Raw genomic sequence first — 16718 nt, forward strand, 5'->3', positions numbered from 1 at the left:
ACTCATGGGAGCCCAGCTCCGGGTCTACAAGCGTCGCATCCGATCCGTCTCCGCGACCAAGAAGATCACGAAGGCGATGGAGATGATCGCCGCCTCGCGCGTCGTCAAGGCGCAGCGCAAGGTGGCGGCCTCCACCCCGTATGCGACCGAGCTCACCCGCGCGGTCACCGCGGTCGCCACCGGGTCGAACACCAAGCACCCGCTGACGACGGAGGCGGAGAACCCGACCCGCGCCGCGGTCCTGCTCCTCACGAGCGACCGTGGTCTGGCCGGCGCCTTCAACTCCAACGCCATCAAGGCCGCGGAGAGGCTCACCGCGCAGCTCGAGGGTGAGGGCAAGGAGGTCGTCAACTACATCGTCGGCCGCCGTGGTGTCGCCCACTACAACTTCCGCGAGCGCAAGATCGCGGAGTCGTTCACGGGCTTCACCGACGACCCCTCGTACGCGGACGCCAAGAAGGTCGCGGCCCCGCTGATCGAGGCGATCGAGACGGAGACGGCCGAGGGCGGCGTGGACGAGCTCCACATCGTCTACACCGAGTTCGTGTCGATGATGACGCAGACGGCTGTCGAGGCGCGGCTGCTGCCGCTCAGCCTCGAAGAGGTGGCGGAAGAGGCGAAGCCCAAGGGCGAGATCCTCCCGCTGTTCGACTTCGAGCCCTCGGCGGAGGACGTCCTGGACGCCCTGCTGCCGCGCTACGTCGAGAGCCGCATCTACAACGCGCTGCTCCAGTCGGCCGCCTCGAAGCACGCCGCCACGCGGCGCGCGATGAAGTCGGCGACCGACAACGCCGGTGATCTCATCGAGAACCTCACCCGGCTTGCCAACCAGGCCCGCCAGGCCGAAATCACCCAGGAAATCAGCGAGATCGTCGGTGGTGCCAGTGCCCTGGCCGACGCGACCGCGGGGAGTGACTGAAAATGACCACCACTGTTGAGACGGCCACGGCGACGGGCCGCGTCGCGCGGGTCATCGGCCCGGTCGTCGACGTGGAGTTCCCCGTCGACGCGATGCCGGACATCTACAACGCCCTTCACGTCGAGGTCGCCGACCCGGCGCTGGCGGGCGAGAAGAAGACGCTGACCCTGGAGGTCGCCCAGCACCTGGGTGACGGCCTGGTCCGCGCGATCTCCATGCAGCCCACGGACGGTCTGGTCCGCCAGGCCTCGGTGACCGACACGGGCGCGGGCATCTCCGTCCCCGTCGGTGACTTCACCAAGGGCAAGGTATTCAACACCCTCGGTGAGGTGCTGAACAGCGACGAGACCTACGAGGGCGAGCGCTGGTCCATCCACCGCAAGGCCCCCGCGTTCGACCAGCTCGAGTCGAAGACCGAGATGTTCGAGACGGGCCTGAAGGTCGTCGACCTGCTGACCCCGTATGTCAAGGGCGGCAAGATCGGTCTGTTCGGTGGTGCCGGTGTCGGCAAGACCGTGCTGATCCAGGAAATGATCATGCGTGTCGCCAACCTCCACGAGGGCGTCTCCGTCTTCGCGGGCGTCGGTGAGCGCACCCGTGAGGGCAACGACCTCATCGCGGAGATGGAAGAGTCCGGCGTTCTGGACAAGACCGCCCTGGTCTTCGGCCAGATGGACGAGCCCCCGGGCACCCGTCTGCGCGTGGCCCTGGCCGGCCTGACGATGGCGGAGTACTTCCGTGACGTCCAGAAGCAGGACGTGCTGTTCTTCATCGACAACATCTTCCGCTTCACCCAGGCCGGTTCCGAGGTGTCGACCCTGCTCGGCCGTATGCCCTCCGCGGTGGGCTACCAGCCGAACCTGGCCGACGAGATGGGCACCCTGCAGGAGCGCATCACCTCGACCCGTGGTCACTCGATCACCTCGATGCAGGCGATCTACGTCCCCGCGGACGACCTGACCGACCCGGCCCCGGCCACCACCTTCGCCCACCTCGACGCGACGACGGTTCTCTCCCGTCCGATCTCCGAGAAGGGCATCTACCCGGCCGTGGACCCGCTGGACTCGACGTCCCGCATCCTCGACCCGCGGTACATCGCGGCGGACCACTACAACGCCGCGATGCGCGTGAAGAACATCCTGCAGAAGTACAAGGACCTGCAGGACATCATCGCGATCCTCGGTATCGACGAGCTCGGCGAGGAGGACAAGCTCGTTGTCCACCGCGCCCGTCGCGTGGAGCGCTTCCTGTCCCAGAACACCCACGCCGCCAAGCAGTTCACCGGCGTGGACGGTTCGGACGTGCCGCTGGACGAGTCGATCGCCGCGTTCAACGCGATCTGCGACGGCGAGTACGACCACTTCCCGGAGCAGGCGTTCTTCATGTGCGGTGGTCTCGAGGACCTGAAGAACAACGCCAAGGAGCTGGGCGTCTCCTGACCCGGGCCGCGCTCGAGTCATGAGGGGGCGGGGTTCGTCCCGCCCCCTCTGCCACGCCTACTAGACTTGTAACCAACACCCGGCACTACCGCCGGGTGGTGACCCGAGGAGCCACCTTGGCTGCTGAGCTGCACGTCGCGCTGGTCGCCGCCGACCGTGAGGTCTGGTCCGGCCAGGCCACCCTGGTCGTCGCGCGCACCACGTCCGGCGACATCGGCGTCATGCCCGGTCACCAGCCGCTGCTCGGTGTGCTGGAGTCGGGCCCGGTGACCATCCGTACGAGCGATGGCGGGACCGTCGTCGCCGCCGTCCACGGCGGTTTCATCTCGTTCGCGGACGACAAGCTCTCGCTGCTGGCGGAAGTCGCGGAGCTGTCGGACGAGATCGATGTCCAGCGCGCGGAGCAGGAGCTCGAGCGCGCGAAGGCGGAGGACGACGCGGAGGCCCAGCGCCGCGCGGACGTCCGGCTGCGGGCTGCGACGGCGGCGCGCTGACCGGAGTCCGCCGTGTGATGACGTCACTCAGCCGCGGCTGGGTACCGGAGAGATCCGGACCCAGCCGCGGCTGAGGCGGATGTGGGTGATTTTTACGTTCCGTTACCTAGGAGACGAGGAGGTCGGTGTCGATGGTCCTCGCTCTGACTGTGTGCGGAATCGTGGTGGCCCTCGTGGTGGTGGGCCTGTTCGTCTTCGGTCTGCGCCGCCGGCTCATCCAGCGCTCGGGCGGCACGTTCGACGCCAGCCTGCGCTGGGGCGTCCCCGAGCAGGGCGACACGAACGGCAAGGGCTGGGCCTACGGGGTGGCCCGGTACAACGGCGACCGCGTCGAGTGGTACCGCGTCTTCTCGTACTCGCCGCGCCCGCGCCGCGTCCTGGAGCGTTCCGCGATCGAGGTGGCCGGCCGCCGGGTCCCGGAGGGCGAGGAGGAGCTGGCCCTGCTCTCCGACCATGTGATCCTGGCCTGTCTGCACCGGGGCTCGCGTCTCGAACTCGCGATGAGCGAGGACGCGCTGACCGGTTTCCTCGCGTGGCTTGAGGCAGCCCCGCCCGGTCAGCGAGTGAACGTGGCGTAGCCGCGTTCACTCGCTGGGTGGGGGTCCCCCCGGACGAAGTCTGGGGGAGTGTCAACGTGGCGTAATTCGCCGAACTTCCTTACGACAGGCCGTTGTCGATCGCGGTCACCAGCTCCCCGTTGCCGGTGTCGCCGCTGAACTCCCAGAAGAACGCGCCGCCGAGGCCCTGGTTCTTGGCCCAGCTCATCTTCCCGGCGATGGTCGACGGAGTGTCGTACGACCACCAGTTGCTGCCGCAGTGGGCGTACGCCGTGCCCGCGATCGTGCCGGTGGCCGGGCAGGAGTTCTTCAGGACCTTGTAGTCCTCGATGCCCGCCTCATACGTACCGGGAGCCGCGCCGGTGGCCGATCCGCCCGGTGCCGACTGGGTGACGCCGGTCCAGCCGCGGCCGTAGAAGCCGATGCCGAGCAGGAGCTTCTTCGCCGGGACGCCCTTGGCCTTCAGCTTGGCGATCGCGTCGGCGGAGTTGAAGCCGGCCTGCGGGATCCCGGGGTACGAGGTGAGCGGGGAGTGCGGTGCGGTCGGGCCGTCCTTGTCGAAGGCGCCGAAGTAGTCGTACGTCATCACGTTGTACCAGTCGAGGTACTGCGCGGCGCCTCCGTAGTCGGCCGCGTCGATCTTGCCGCCGGCGGAGCCGTCGGCGGTGATGGCCGCGGTGACCAGGTAGTTCGAGCCGAACTCGGTGCGCAGGGCCTGGGAGAGGTTCTTGAAGGCCGCCGGACCGGAGGTGTCGCAGGTCAGGCCGCAGGCGTTCGGGTACTCCCAGTCGATGTCGATGCCGTCGAAGACGTCGGCCCAGCGCGGGTCCTCGACGACGGCCTTGCAGGACTTGGCGAACGCGGCGGCGTTCTGCGCGGCCTGGCCGAAGCCGCCCGAGTAGGTCCAGCCGCCGAAGGAGTACAGCACCTTGATGTGCGGGTACTTGGCCTTCAGCTGGCGGAGCTGGTTGAAGTTGCCGCGCAGCGGCTGGTCCCAGGTGTCGGCGGTGCCGCTGACGGACTGGTCGGCCGTGTAGGCCTTGTCGTAGGCGGCGTAGGTGTCGTCGACGGTGCACTGGCCGTTCTTGACGTTGCCGAAGGCGTAGTTGATGTGGGTGATCTTCGAGGCGGTGCCCGAGGACACCAGGTTCTTGACGTGGTAGTTGCGGCCGTAGACGCCCCACTCGGTGAAGTAGCCGAGCTTGATCTTGTCGCCGGTGGGCGGCTCGGTGGTACCGCCGGTGGTGCGCACCGCGCGGGCGCCGCTGACCGGGCCGGTCTGGTCGGCGGTGTCTCGGGCCCGGACGGTGTAGGAGTAGTCGGTGCCGGCGGTCAGACCGGTGTCGGAGTACGACGTGGTCGTCACGGTGGCGACCTTGGTGCCGTCGCGCAGGACGTCGTAGTTCTTGACGCCCTTGTCGTCGGTGGCGGCGCTCCAGGACAGCTTCACCGAGGTGTTGGTGATCTGGGAGGCGCTGGGGGTGCCGGGGGCGCTGGGTGGCTTGTCGCCGGGTTCCGTGGTGCCGCCGTCACAGCTGCCGCCGTTCAGCCTGCAGTTCGCGGGGGAGCCGGAGCCGGTGCCGTTGAATCCGAAGGAGACGGAGGCGCCGGGGGCGAGGGTGCCGTTCCAGGACTTGTTCTTGGCGGTCCAGTGGGTGCCGGAGGAGGTGACGTCGGCGTCCCAGGCGGAGGTGACGGACGTACCGGAGGGGAAGTCCCATTCGACGGTCCAGGAGCTGAGGGCGGTCGTGCCGGTGTTCTTCACCGTCCACTTGCCTTCGAAGCCGGAGCCCCAGTCCTGGGTCTTGGCGTAGGTGGCGGTCGCGGATGTCGCGGCCTCGGCGGGGCTCGCGAGGCCGACGAGACCGGCCAGCGGGAGCAACAGGGTCGCGAACCCTGCCGCGGCTCTGTGTCTGAAGCGCATGCTGCGCCTCCCTTGTGGGGTGGTCGGGGCGTGACTGAGCCTCACGTCCCTCATGGTGCGGTGAGAATAGAAAGGTCTGGACCACCGGTCAATAGGTCTGGACCACCGCACTTCAGGGTCGGGTCAGACACCCAACTCCTGTGCGAGTACCGCCGCTTGGACCCGGCTGCGCAGCTCCAGCTTCGCCAGCAACCTGCTGACGTGGGTCTTCACGGTCGCCTCGGCCATGTCGAGCCGGTCGGCGATGTCCGCGTTGGACAGGCCCTCGCCGAGGCAGGACAGCACCTCGCGCTCACGCCGGGTCAGCCGGTCCAGGACGGCCGGGTCGGCCGTGGGCTCCCGCGTCGGCTTCGCGGCGAACTCCGCGATCAGCCGCCGCGTGACCGCGGGGGAGATCAGCCCTTCCCCGCGCGCGACCGTCCGTACCGCCTCCAGCAGCTGCCTCGCCTCGGTGTTCTTCAGCAGGAAGCCGGACGCTCCCGCCCGCAGCGCCCCGAAGACGTACTCGTCGAGGTCGAAGGTCGTCAGCACCAGCACATCGGCGAGCTGTTCCGTGACGACCTGGCGGGTCGCCGACACCCCGTCCAGGCGGGGCATCTGAATGTCCATCAGCACCAGGTCGGGCCGCAGCTCGCGGGCCAGCGCCACCGCCTGCTCGCCGTCCGCCGCCTCGCCGACCACCTCGATGTCGGGCGCGCTGCGCAGGATGAGCACCAGTCCGGCGCGGACGGCGGACTGGTCCTCGGCGACCAGGACGCGGATCATTCGGGTTCTCCTTCGGTGACGGGCAGGGTCGCGCGTACGACCCAGATCTTGCCGTGCGGCGAGTCCTCCGGGCCGGCCTCGAACGTGCCGTCCAGCAGCGCCGTGCGTTCCCGCATACCGACCAGACCGGCGCCTGAGCCGGGAGCTGTCGGCCCGTCCCGGTCGCCGTAGGGGCTGGTCACCGCGACGGTCAGCAGTCCGGCCCGCTGGGTGAGGGACACGGTGACCCGGCCGGGGCCGGCGTGCTTGAGGGCGTTGGTGAGGGACTCCTGCACGATGCGGTAGGCGGCGAGTTCGACGGGCGCCGGGACGGTTCCGTGGGAGGCGTCGAGCGTGACGTCGAGGCCGTTGGTGCCCGCCCCCTCGACCAGGGCGCCGAGTCCGTCGAGGGTGGGGGCGGCGACGGGCTCGGTGTCACCGCTGGAGTCCCGGAGGATCCCGATGAGCCGCCGCATCTCCGAGAGCCCCTCCACGCTGTTCTCGCGGATGACGACCAGGGCGTCCTGGGAGGTCTTCGGGTCGTCGAGGGAGAGCGCGGCTGTGGAGTGGATGGCGATCGCGGACAGGTGGTTGGCGACCATGTCGTGCAGTTCGCGGGCCATCCGGGCGCGTTCGGCGGTCACCGCCTGGGTGCGGTCCATCTCGGCGAGCAGCGCGGTCTGCTCGGCGCGCAGCCGGGCGGACTCGGCCGCGTCGCGGTGGTTGCGGACGATCAGGCCGGTGGCGGCGGGACCGAAGGCCACGATGCCCGTGATTACACCGATCAGCAGCGCCTCGGGCTCGCGCCACAGGGCGAACGGCACCACGGCCCCGATCACCGAGAGCAGCCCGGTGATCCGCGGAATGCGGCGGGCCGAGGAAGGCGTGCCGTACAGGACGGCCGCGTACATCACGTCGGTGTACATCAGGATCGTGACCAGGTTGCCCTGCGTGAGGGTGTCCAGGACGATCGCGGCCGTGCCGGTCAGCAGGGCGGTGCGCGGGGCGGCCCGGCGCAGCAGCTCGCAGCCTGCCATGACGAAGAGCGGCAGCAGCACCGGCCATCGCCCCGGCAGGAGCACATACACCTCGGTGTGCGGACGGGTGGCCAGTCCGACGCCCCACAGCAGCAGTCCGCCGAGCATGCCGCCCGTCGCGATGTGGACGTCGAAGCGGCGTGGGCGGGGGAGTCGTACGGCCATGACTCCATCCAACACGGCCGTGGCGCCGCACGCGTGATCCGCGCGTAGGGTCCCTGGCTGCATCTTTCGATGTACGGCGGGTTCGTCAGTCGCGACGACGATTCCGGCCGCCCCGGCCGGGAGCCTTGAAGGTGACCGAGAGGAGCGAACCGTGATCGTCGCACTGATCGCCGCCTGCGAGATCGGCTTCTGGGTGCTGCTGGCCGCCGGACTGGGCGCCCGCTATCTGCTGAAGATGCCGCGCACCGGCCTGGCGCTGCTGCTCTGCGAGCCGCTGCTGGAGGTCGTCCTGCTGGTCGCCACCGCGCTGGACCTGAAGAACGGTGCCGACCCGAACTGGACGCACGGACTGGCCGCGCTGTACATCGGCTACACCGTCGGCCACGGCCACCGCACGGTGAAGTGGCTCGACGGCCACGCGGCCCACCGGTTCGGCGGTGCCCCGCCTCCGCAGAAGCCCCCGCGCAACGGAATGGCCCGCGCACGCCACGAGGCCAGGATCTGGCTGGGCACGCTGATCGGCGCCGTCGTCGCGACCGTGCTGCTCCAGGGCGCCATCTGGTACGTGGACGACCCGAGCCGCGTCACCTCCCTGGAGAGCTGGCGTTACACGGCCTGGCGCGCGGCCGGCATCCACGGCGTGGTCGCGCTGAGCTACTTCGTCTGGCCGCGCAAGCCCTCCGACGGGGAGCAGGACACCCCCGTCGTCACCTCGAAGGAAAGGATCCAGTCATGACCAAGGCAAAGCAGTATCTGACCGAAGGCGTCGTCACCTTCCTGATCGGCCTGCTGCTGTGGCGCTTCACCGGAGACGTCGACGTCCCCGTCGTCACCCTCACCAAGGTCGGCATCGTGATGATGATCGTCGGCGGGGTCCTCTCCGCCAACGGCCTCTGGCATGCCGCCCGGGGGAGAACCTAGCGCTCTCCGCCCGGCACCCACAACACGTCTCCGACCTGCTTGTTCGCCGTCCTCGCGAGGATGAACAGCAGGTCGGAGGCGCGGTTGAGGTAGGTCGCCGTCAGGGGGTTCATCGTCTCGGCGTGCACCTCCAGGGCGGCCCACGTCGAGCGCTCCGCCCGGCGTACGACCGTGCAGGCCTGGTGGAGCAGGGCCGCGCCCGGGGTGCCGCCCGGCAGGATGAAGGACCGCAACTTCTCCAGCCGCTCGTTGAAGCGGTCGCAGTCGGCTTCGAGCTTGTCGATGTAGAACTGCTCGACCCGCAGCGGCGGGAACTCCGGGTTCTCCACCACCGGTGTCGACAGGTCCGCGCCCACGTCGAACAGGTCGTTCTGCACACGGGTGAGAACCTTGACGATCTCCTCGTCCAGGCCGCCCAGGGCGATCGCCGCGCCGATCGCCGCGTTCGCCTCGTTGGCGTCGGCGTACGCGGAGATCCTGAGGTCGGTCTTGGCGACCCGGCTCATGTCGCCGAGGGCGGTGGTGCCCTGGTCGCCGGTCCTGGTGTAGATGCGCGTCAGATTGACCATGTGGCCAGCGTAGTTACGCTCCGGCGGTTCGGAACACGCGTGTGCCCACTGTCACGGACAGAGCCGTGAGGCCGACGGCCACCAGGACGCCGTACAGCATGGGCGCCGTCGCGTAGCTGCCGACGTAGGCGTCCCGCACCGCGTCCACCAGATAGCGGAACGGCATGAGGTGCGACAGGACGTCCAGCCAGGCCGGGCCCAGCGTCATCGGCAGCATCAGGCCGGACAGGAGCATGGACGGCATGGTCAGCGCGTTGACCGCCGGGCCGAAGCTCTGCGGGGTGCTCAGCTTCATGGCCAGCGCGTACGACAGCGAGGCCAGCGAGAGCGAGAGCAGGGCGACGAACCCGAAGCCGATCAGAACGCCTCCCAGCGGGGCCCGCAGCCCCATCGCCATCGCCGCCAGCACCAGCAGCACCGCCTGGAAGACGAACACCGTGGCGTCCCGCAGCACCCGGCCCAGCAGCAGGGCCAGTCGGCTGACCGGGGTGACGCGCATGCGTTCGACCACCCCGTGGCCCTTCTCGATGATGATCGAGAAGCCGGCGAACGACGCCCCGAACAGGCCCAGTTGGAGCAGCAGGCCGGGGACGAGCACCTGCCAGGAGCTGCCCTGCTCACCGAGCGGCAGGTCCGTGAGCAGGGGACCGAAGAACAGCAGGTAAAGCAGCGGCATCAGGACGCCGAAGAGCAGTGCGAATCGGGAGCGCAGGGACTGGCGCAGATAGCGCCCGTAGACGAGCGCGGTGTCGTGGAAGAGCATCTCTGGGATTCCTATACGGCTACGGGTTCGGCGTCGGCCGGGGTGGCGCTGCGGCCGGTGATGGCGAGGAAGGTGTCCTGGAGCGAGGCGTCGAGTGAGCCGCCGTACCGGAGCTTCAGCGCGCCCGGGGTGCCCTCGGCGACCACCACGCCCTGGTCGACGACGACCAGCCGGTCGGAGAGCGCGTCGGCCTCGTCGAGGTAGTGGGTGGTCAGGAAGACGGTCGTGCCGTGCTCGTCGCGCAGCCGGCGCACCAGGTCCCACAGGTCGGCGCGGCTGCCGGGGTCGAGACCGGTCGTCGGCTCGTCGAGGAACAGCACCTTCGGGCGGTGGGTGAGCGCCATCGCGATATCCAGGCGCCGCCGCTGTCCGCCGGAGAGCGCGACGCACTTGCGGTCGAGCAGCTCGGTGAGGCCCAGGTCGCGGGCGAGTTCCTCGGCGCGCTCGGCAGCCTGCGGCTTCGTCAGCCGGTACAGGCGCCCCTGGGTGACCAGTTCCTCCCGCACGGTGATCTGCGGGTCCACCCCGCCGGACTGCGCCACGTAGCCGCAGGCCCGCCGCACCCCTGCCGGGTCGGTCGCCAGGTCGTGGCCCGCGACGGTGGCGGCCCCGCCGGTCGGTTCCAGCAGGGTCGTCAGCATCCGCAGGGTCGTCGTCTTGCCGGCGCCGTTCGGGCCGAGGAAGCCGAGGATCTCGCCTTCGCGGACGGTCAGGTCGATGCCGCGCACGGCCTCGACCGGGCCGCGCTTCGTCTGGAAGGTACGGGCCAGACCGGCCGTACTGATGATTGCCATGCGCACAGAAAAACAGAGTCTCTTAAAATTTGCAATGACCCCAAGTTTTGGTAGCCCCCAGGGAAGCTAGGATTCGGACATGGCTGAGGGGCTCAGAGAGCGGAAGAAGCGCGAGACCAGGCAGCGCATCTCGGACATCGCCACCGGGCTGTTCCTGGAGCACGGCTTCGTGACGGTGACGATCGCGGACGTGGCGGAGGCGGCCGACGTCTCCGTGAACACCGTCTACAACTACTTCCCGGCCAAGGAGGATCTCTTCTTCGACCGCTCCCAGGGCGTCGTCGACCGCCTCTCCCGCTGGGTGCGCGGCCGGGACGCGGGGGAGTCGGCCACCGGGGCGGTACTGCGCGAGCTGCGCGCCGAGATCGAGGCCGTCTCACCCCGGATGGGCCTCATCGAGGGCTACGACCGCTTCATGCGCTGCATCGACGAGGCGCCGCCGCTGCGCTCCCGGCTGTGGAGCATCCAGCAGGAGGTCCAGGACAACCTGGAGGTCACCCTCCGTGAGGAGAGCGGCGCCGGTGACGGCGACCCGCTGCCGGGGCTGATCGCCGGTCAGATCTGCTGGATCCACGGCACCGTCTTCGCCGCCATCGGCCGCGAGATGGTCAAGGGGCGCAACCCGGACGAAGTGTCACGAGAGGTGCTCGTCCTCCTCGACGGCATCGAGGAGCTGTTGAGCGACAAGGTGCTCAACTACGCCGTACGAGGCGCCGCGTGACCCTGCCCGGTGTGATGTCCGTCATGTGAGACGTGACGCGCGTTACTTAGCGGTCACACAGCGCCTCACGAGCGCTAGTGTCCGCCCGAGAGGCATACATAAGAGCCGTGTCAGCAGGGAGTCGTAACGTGGCAGGGAAGCTCGCCGTCATCGGAGCCGGCCTCATGGGAGCCGGCATCGCCCAGGTATCGGCACAGGCGGGCTGGGACGTGGTCCTGCGCGACGTCACGGACGAGGCGCTGAAGCGGGGCACCGACGGAATCAAGGCCTCGTACGACAAGTTCGTCGCCAAGGGCAAGCTGGAGGCGCACGACGCCGACGCCGCCCTCGCCCGAATCACCGCCACCACCGACCTGGACGCCGTGGCCGACGCGGACGTCGTCGTCGAGGCCGTCTTCGAGAAGCTCGAGATCAAGCACGAGATCTTCCGCGCGCTCGACAAGCTCGTGAAGGACGAGGCGATCCTCGCCTCCAACACCTCCGCCATCCCGATCACCAAGATCGCGGCCGCGACGGAGCGCCCCGAGCGGGTCGTCGGCGCGCACTTCTTCTCGCCGGTGCCGATGATGCAGCTGTGCGAACTGGTCCGCGGCTACAAGACCAGCGACGAAACCCTGGCCAAGGCCCGGGAGTTCGCCGAGTCGGTCGGCAAGACCTGCATCGTCGTCAACCGCGACGTGGCCGGCTTCGTGACGACCCGTCTCATCTGCGCCCTGGTCGTCGAGGCCGCGAAGCTGCAGGAGTCGGGCGTGGCGAGCGCCGAGGACATCGACCTCGCCTGCAAGCTGGGCTTCGGCCACGCCATGGGACCCCTGGCGACGGCGGACCTGACGGGCGTCGACATCCTGCTGCACGCCACCAGCAACATCTACACCGAGTCCCAGGACGAGAAGTTCGCGGCTCCCGAGCTGATGCGCCGGATGGTTGACGCCGGTGACATCGGACGCAAGAGCGGGCAGGGCTTCTACAAGCACTGAAACCGCACATGCCCCGGGGGCATCACACCCCCGGGTGAATTCGGTATCGGTTCGCTTACAGGAAGCAACCTCTGCCGCCTCCACACAGTCAGAGGTTGCATCACCGGCATCAGAACGCGGAGCACGAGACGCACGCACGGGGAGCGCATATGCACATCAGGGGCGACCACGCCGAGCTGGTCGTCGGGGGCCGCCTCGACGTCCGGAGCGCGGCGGACGCCCGTACGGTCCTGCACTCGGCCGTCGACGACGGAGTCGGCGACCTCGTGCTCGACCTGTCCGAACTGGACTCCTGGGACGCCACCGGACTGGGCGTGATCATGGGAGCTCACCGGCGGGCCGGCCGCTGCGGCCGGCGCCTGGTGCTGCGCGGTGTACCGCCGCAGATGCAGCGCCTGCTGGTGGCCACCCGCCTGCACCGGATCCTGGCGATCGAAGGGGGCATCGGAGTGGAGACACTGCCTCGCGTGTGACGCCGGAGTACGGGTGTGAACCGGGCGACCGGGGAGACCCGGACGGACCTTGTCGAATCGTGCGACGAGCACAATCCTCACGAGACCGTGACGTCTCGGACGCCGCGGTACCCCGGACTGTCGTAGATACTGTGCGAATGGTTTAGGGTTCGGCTGCCCGCTGCCTTGCCACCCTTCGAGCGGGCCCGGACCAGAAGCGACAGCGCGGTGTGCAGCAAGGCCGGGAGGGGCTTCACAGCACACACCCGCTTTTGGGGGGCTTGACTTATGGACCCGAACACCCGGGGACCCGAGGAGTACGGCCACGAGGGCGACGGCCAGGGGCCGCGCCAGCGCCCGCCCCGGGAATCCCTCACACCCGACTTCGCGCAGCACGCGCCGGCGCTCGCCCGCACGGTGCGGCTCGTCACCGGCGACTTCCTGCTGACGGTCAACCCCGTCGACGGCAGCGAGATAGAGGCCTGTCCGCCCGCCGAACGGCCCGCACGGCCCGTGAAGCTCACCGCGGCCGAACGCGCCGAGGCCGAGCGCGCCGCCCGGCCGCCCGTCCCGCCGGGCCCCGCTCGTCCCGCCCTGCCCCTGCTGGCCCGCCAGGAAGAACGCGAGCGACTGGTACGCCTGCTCGCCCGCGGCCGCTCCGTCCGCCTCACCGGACCCGCCGGCTCGGGCCGCACCCGCCTGCTCGACCTCGTCGCCGAGGACTGCTCGGACCTCGCCCCCGACGGCGTCGTCCGCCTCGACGGCTTCGGCCGCACCTCCGGCGACCTGCGGTACGAGCTCTTCCGCGCCGTCTTCAGCGCCCCCCTGTACCGCCCGGACGAGGAGGAACTGCTCACCCACCTCCGTGAGATCGGCGCGGTCGTCGTCCTCGACGACATCGAGTTCGGCGGCGCCGCGCTCGACGAGCTGCTGGAGGCGACCCCCGAGTGCGCCTTCCTGCTCGGCGCCACCCCGGACGTGCCCGCTCCCTCCGCAGGCTCCGCCGTCGAGGAGGTCGCCCTCGGCGGCCTGGACCGCGCGGCCGGACTCGACCTGCTGGAGCACGCCGTCGGACGGTCCCTCACCGAGGAGGAGTCCAACTGGGCGGGTGACCTCTGGTTCGAGTCCGAGGGCCTGCCGCTGCGCTTCGTCCAGGCCGGTGCCCTGCTGCGGCAGCGCGACCATCTGCGCGCCGGGACGAGCGCCGTCGACGAGTTCGGCGTGTTCGAGGACGCGCCCCCGGCCGAGGCGTACGACGCCGCCGACGGGGACGACGTACCGCTGCCCTCCCTCGGCGAGGCCGCCGCCCCCGCCCCGCTGCTCGCCTCCCGGCTGAGCGCCTCCGCCCGCGCCACCCTGCGCTTCGCCGTCGCCCTCGGCGGCGAGGTCCCGCACCAGGCGCATCTGCCCGCCCTGGTCGGCGACACCCACGCGGACGCCGCCCTCGGCGAACTGGCCGCCTGCGGCCTGGTCTCCCCGGTCGGCTCCCGCTACCGGCTCGCCGCGGGTGTGCCGGCCCAGCTGGAGGCCGCCGGATACGGCGACGAGGCCGAGGCCGGCGCCCGCAGCGCCGCCCAGCACTACTCCTGGTGGGCCGGGCACCCCTCGGTCACCCCGGAACGCGTGTGCGCCGAGTCCGACGCCGTCCTCGCGGCCCTGGCCGTTCTCGGGCCCCTCACCCAGCCGCCCGCCGAGGGCGAGGAGAGCGCGGCCGTACACCTGGCCCGCACCGCCGCCCCCGCGTTCGCCGCCGGACTGGACTGGAGCGCCTGGGAACGGGCCCTGCGGGCCGGCGCCGAGGCCGCCCGGCTCGCCGGGGACGTCGCCGAGGAGGCCTACTTCCACCACGAGCTCGGCATCCTCGCCCTGTGCGGTGGCCGGCTCGACCGGGCCAGGGCCGAACTGGAGGCTTCCATCGGCCTGCGCGGCGCCCTGTCCGACAAGCGCGGCACCGTCGCCGGGCGTCGTGCCCTGGCCCTGGTCTCCGACCGCTCGGGCACCCCGATCGGGCTCGGGCCGACCGCGGGGGAGGAGGTGCCCGACGCCCGGGTCGAGGAGTCGGCGTCCCCGGCCGGCGGTGTTCCGGCGGCCTTCCCGACGCTCCAGCAGCCCTCCTCGCCGACCGTGATCAGCCACCACAGCTCGCCCGCGTCCTCGCACAAGGCCCGGGGCGGCCTCAGGGGCCTGGCCCGTCGCAACCTCGTCGCCGCGGGCGCCGGTGCCCTGCTCGTCGCCGTGCTCGGCACGGTGGTGACCCTCGGCGCCACCTCCGACAAAGACCGGAACCCGCCCTCCGACCAGGTCGGCGTCAACCCCTCGGCCAGCCAGGGCCTGGGCGACGGCAGCCTGGGCGCCGACCCGGCGGCGAACGAGGGCGGCGGCGACACCGGCGCGGCGACCAGCCGCCCGACCGACCCGGGGCCGGACGGCACGCCCGGCACCTCGGACGATCCGACCCCGACGGACGGACCGAGCGGTTCGCAGGATCCGAGCGACCCGGCGTCGACGTCCAAGCCGCCGTCGTCCTCGAAGCCGTCGACGTCGTCGAAGCCCCCGACCACCCCGACCAAGCCGCCGTCGTCTTCGACCAAGCCGCCGTCCAGCCCGACGCCGACCTCGCCGACGCCGACCCCGACGGACCCCGGTACACCCACGCCGACGACGCCGCCGACGACCAGCCCGTCCACGTCCGACTCGGCCAGCGGCCCGGCGCCGAGCGCCCCCACGAGCACCAGCGCGAGCGCGCCCCAGAGCAGTGGCGCGGGCACGCCCAGCAGCTCGGACCAGGTGATCTGACACCCGTACACACAGCAGGGCCGGGTCCGTTGTACGGACCCGGCCCTCTTGACTTCAGTCGGACGGGGGAGTGTCAGAACAGCCGCAGCTTGTCGTCCTCGATGCCGCGCATCGCGTCGTAGTCGAGGACCTGGCAGCCGATGCCCCGGTCCGTCGCGAGGACGCGGGCCTGGGGCTTGATCTCCTGGGCGGCGAAGATGCCGCGGACCGGCGCGAGATGGGGGTCGCGGTTCAGCAGCTCCAGATAGCGCGTCAGCTGCTCCACGCCGTCGATCTCACCGCGCCGCTTGATCTCCACCGCGACGGTCTTCCCGTCGGCGTCCCGGCACAGGATGTCCACCGGCCCGATGGCCGTCGGGTACTCGCGGCGGATCAGGGTGTAGCCGTCGCCGAGTGTCTCGATGCGGTCGGCGAGCAGCTCCTGGAGGTGCGCTTCCACGCCGTCCTTGATCAGGCCGGGATCCACGCCCAGTTCGTGCGAGGAGTCGTGGAGGACTTCCTCCATCGTGATGATGAGCTTCTCGCCCGCCTTGTTGATGACGGTCCAGACGCCCTCTTCCTCGCCGGTGCCCTCCTTCAGCGTGCAGGGCGGCGACATCCAGTTCAGGGGCTTGTAGGCCCGGTCGTCGGCGTGGATCGAGACGCTGCCGTCCGCCTTCACCAGGATCAGGCGCGGGGCCGAGGGAAGGTGGGCGGTGAGCCGCCCGGCGTAGTCCACGGAACAGCGGGCAATGACGAGACGCATGGTCGGCAACGCTACTCGACGGGCGCCTGCCGACGCGATTCGCCCTGGAAAACACGTGTTCGGTAATGGCCGATTGTGTGCAGGGTGTGCTCATTGAGAGTGTCTCATCTGCGCATTCTCCTGGTGCCGTCACCGTCGCTTGCTTACCGTATGAACGGGAGGTCGCGAGGTGTGTACGCAGCGTGTCCGGTATCGCGAACCTCCCTTATCTGTCCGGCAACCCCCGCTCATCGGGGGTGCGAGAGGAGAACTCATGTCGCTCGACGTCTCACCGGCCCTACTCGAACAGGCCGAGCGAGGCGAGGTCGACGAAGCGGAATTCGTCGACTGCGTCCGGACCTCCCTGCCCTATGCGTGGGAGATGATCAGCTCCCTGGTGGCCCAGCTGAAGGTGGACGGCGGTGCGTTCGCCGACAACCAGACGCCTCCGCCGGACGAGCAGGCACGCGGTCAGTTGCTGCGTGCGCTTGCGAGTGACGCGATACGCGGCGCGCTGCAACGGCACTTCGGTGTGCGGCTGGCTTTCCAGAACTGCCACCGGGTAGCCGTGTTCCCGCTTGACTCCTCGGTCGACGAGAAGCTGAACCGCTTCACCTCGGTCCGCAGCCAGGTGCTGAACCAGTCACCCGAGTTCCGGGACTGCTGACGCGGCGCCGCTTGCTTGCCGCTCCGTACGCGGGAGGTGCGTTTCTGCACCGGAG

Annotated in this window: 18 protein-coding genes; 11 read left to right on the top strand and 7 right to left on the bottom strand. The window is 70.1% G+C overall.

Annotated features, from left to right (window positions below; translation table 11 throughout):
- The first annotated feature begins 4 nt into the window (after positions 1-4).
- The 4 genes from AC07DF_RS04750 to AC07DF_RS04765 all read left to right on the top strand — a co-directional run bounded on the left by AC07DF_RS04750 (position 5) and on the right by AC07DF_RS04765 (position 3430).
- A complete protein-coding gene (locus AC07DF_RS04750; RefSeq protein WP_478966889.1) occupies positions 5-919 on the top strand; it encodes a F0F1 ATP synthase subunit gamma in 915 nt (304 codons plus the stop codon).
- 2 nt (positions 920-921) lie between these two features.
- Positions 922-2358: a F0F1 ATP synthase subunit beta gene (gene atpD, locus AC07DF_RS04755; protein WP_399024190.1), complete on the top strand. Its 1437-nt coding sequence runs from the start codon at positions 922-924 to the stop codon at positions 2356-2358.
- A 116-nt stretch (positions 2359-2474) separates the two neighbouring features.
- Positions 2475-2852 (top strand): F0F1 ATP synthase subunit epsilon, encoded by a 378-nt coding sequence (locus AC07DF_RS04760; protein ID WP_053670581.1) that lies wholly within the window; start codon positions 2475-2477, stop codon positions 2850-2852.
- 131 nt (positions 2853-2983) lie between these two features.
- Positions 2984-3430, top strand: a complete 447-nt coding sequence (locus tag AC07DF_RS04765) for a DUF2550 domain-containing protein (RefSeq protein ID WP_478966891.1) — start codon at positions 2984-2986, stop codon at positions 3428-3430.
- Between the two features lie 79 nt (positions 3431-3509).
- On the opposite strand, the gene AC07DF_RS04770 is transcribed toward AC07DF_RS04765, so the two are convergent.
- The 3 genes from AC07DF_RS04770 to AC07DF_RS04780 form a co-directional block, all read right to left on the bottom strand.
- Positions 3510-5333: a glycosyl hydrolase family 18 protein gene (locus AC07DF_RS04770; RefSeq protein ID WP_478966893.1), complete on the bottom strand. Its 1824-nt coding sequence runs from the start codon at positions 5331-5333 to the stop codon at positions 3510-3512.
- Positions 5334-5456: 123 nt separating this feature from the next.
- Complete coding sequence (locus AC07DF_RS04775) at positions 5457-6098, bottom strand: response regulator (protein ID WP_478966895.1); 642 nt, start codon at positions 6096-6098, stop codon at positions 5457-5459.
- Positions 6095-7279, bottom strand: coding sequence for a sensor histidine kinase (locus tag AC07DF_RS04780; RefSeq protein ID WP_478966897.1), 1185 nt, complete (start codon positions 7277-7279; stop codon positions 6095-6097). The genes AC07DF_RS04775 and AC07DF_RS04780 overlap by 4 nt, the downstream gene beginning before the upstream one ends.
- Positions 7280-7430: 151 nt before the next feature.
- On the opposite strand from AC07DF_RS04780, the gene AC07DF_RS04785 reads away from it, so the two are divergent.
- Both AC07DF_RS04785 and AC07DF_RS04790 read left to right on the top strand, forming a co-directional pair.
- Positions 7431-8015: a hypothetical protein gene (locus tag AC07DF_RS04785; protein ID WP_478966899.1), complete on the top strand. Its 585-nt coding sequence runs from the start codon at positions 7431-7433 to the stop codon at positions 8013-8015.
- Positions 8012-8200, top strand: coding sequence for a DUF5708 family protein (locus tag AC07DF_RS04790; protein ID WP_189723238.1), 189 nt, complete (start codon positions 8012-8014; stop codon positions 8198-8200). The genes AC07DF_RS04785 and AC07DF_RS04790 overlap by 4 nt, the downstream gene beginning before the upstream one ends.
- Here the strand turns inward: AC07DF_RS04790 and AC07DF_RS04795 are convergent.
- Genes AC07DF_RS04795 through AC07DF_RS04805 form a run of 3 tightly spaced genes read right to left on the bottom strand, consistent with a single transcriptional unit; the run spans position 8197 to position 10326 of the window.
- Positions 8197-8769 (bottom strand): cob(I)yrinic acid a,c-diamide adenosyltransferase, encoded by a 573-nt coding sequence (locus AC07DF_RS04795; RefSeq protein WP_478966901.1) that lies wholly within the window; start codon positions 8767-8769, stop codon positions 8197-8199. The two genes, AC07DF_RS04790 and AC07DF_RS04795, sit on opposite strands and share 4 nt — an antisense overlap.
- A 13-nt stretch (positions 8770-8782) precedes the next feature.
- Complete coding sequence (locus AC07DF_RS04800) at positions 8783-9532, bottom strand: ABC transporter permease (RefSeq protein ID WP_478966903.1); 750 nt, start codon at positions 9530-9532, stop codon at positions 8783-8785.
- An 11-nt stretch (positions 9533-9543) separates the two neighbouring features.
- On the bottom strand, positions 9544-10326 hold the full coding sequence (locus tag AC07DF_RS04805) for an ABC transporter ATP-binding protein (protein WP_478966905.1): 783 nt from the start codon (positions 10324-10326) through the stop codon (positions 9544-9546).
- 79 nt (positions 10327-10405) lie between these two features.
- Here AC07DF_RS04805 and AC07DF_RS04810 point away from each other — a divergent pair, with 79 nt between their 5' ends.
- The 4 genes from AC07DF_RS04810 (at position 10406) to AC07DF_RS04825 (ending at position 15272) form a co-directional block, all read left to right on the top strand.
- Positions 10406-11047, top strand: coding sequence for a TetR/AcrR family transcriptional regulator (locus AC07DF_RS04810; protein ID WP_478966907.1), 642 nt, complete (start codon positions 10406-10408; stop codon positions 11045-11047).
- Between the two features lie 128 nt (positions 11048-11175).
- Complete coding sequence (locus AC07DF_RS04815; RefSeq protein WP_382581231.1) at positions 11176-12024, top strand: 3-hydroxyacyl-CoA dehydrogenase family protein; 849 nt, start codon at positions 11176-11178, stop codon at positions 12022-12024.
- 149 nt (positions 12025-12173) lie between these two features.
- Complete coding sequence (locus AC07DF_RS04820) at positions 12174-12497, top strand: STAS domain-containing protein (protein WP_003993003.1); 324 nt, start codon at positions 12174-12176, stop codon at positions 12495-12497.
- A 267-nt stretch (positions 12498-12764) separates the two neighbouring features.
- Complete coding sequence (locus AC07DF_RS04825) at positions 12765-15272, top strand: ATP-binding protein (RefSeq protein WP_478966910.1); 2508 nt, start codon at positions 12765-12767, stop codon at positions 15270-15272.
- Positions 15273-15345: 73 nt separating this feature from the next.
- Here AC07DF_RS04825 and nucS read toward each other — a convergent pair whose 3' ends face one another.
- Complete coding sequence (nucS, locus tag AC07DF_RS04830; protein WP_399024169.1) at positions 15346-16017, bottom strand: endonuclease NucS; 672 nt, start codon at positions 16015-16017, stop codon at positions 15346-15348.
- Between the two features lie 253 nt (positions 16018-16270).
- On the opposite strand from nucS, the gene AC07DF_RS04835 reads away from it, so the two are divergent.
- Positions 16271-16663, top strand: coding sequence for an SCO5389 family protein (locus tag AC07DF_RS04835; protein ID WP_382590517.1), 393 nt, complete (start codon positions 16271-16273; stop codon positions 16661-16663).
- Positions 16664-16718 lie beyond the last annotated feature (55 nt).

The sequence above is a fragment of the Streptomyces sp. NPDC044719 genome, assembly GCF_056433405.1.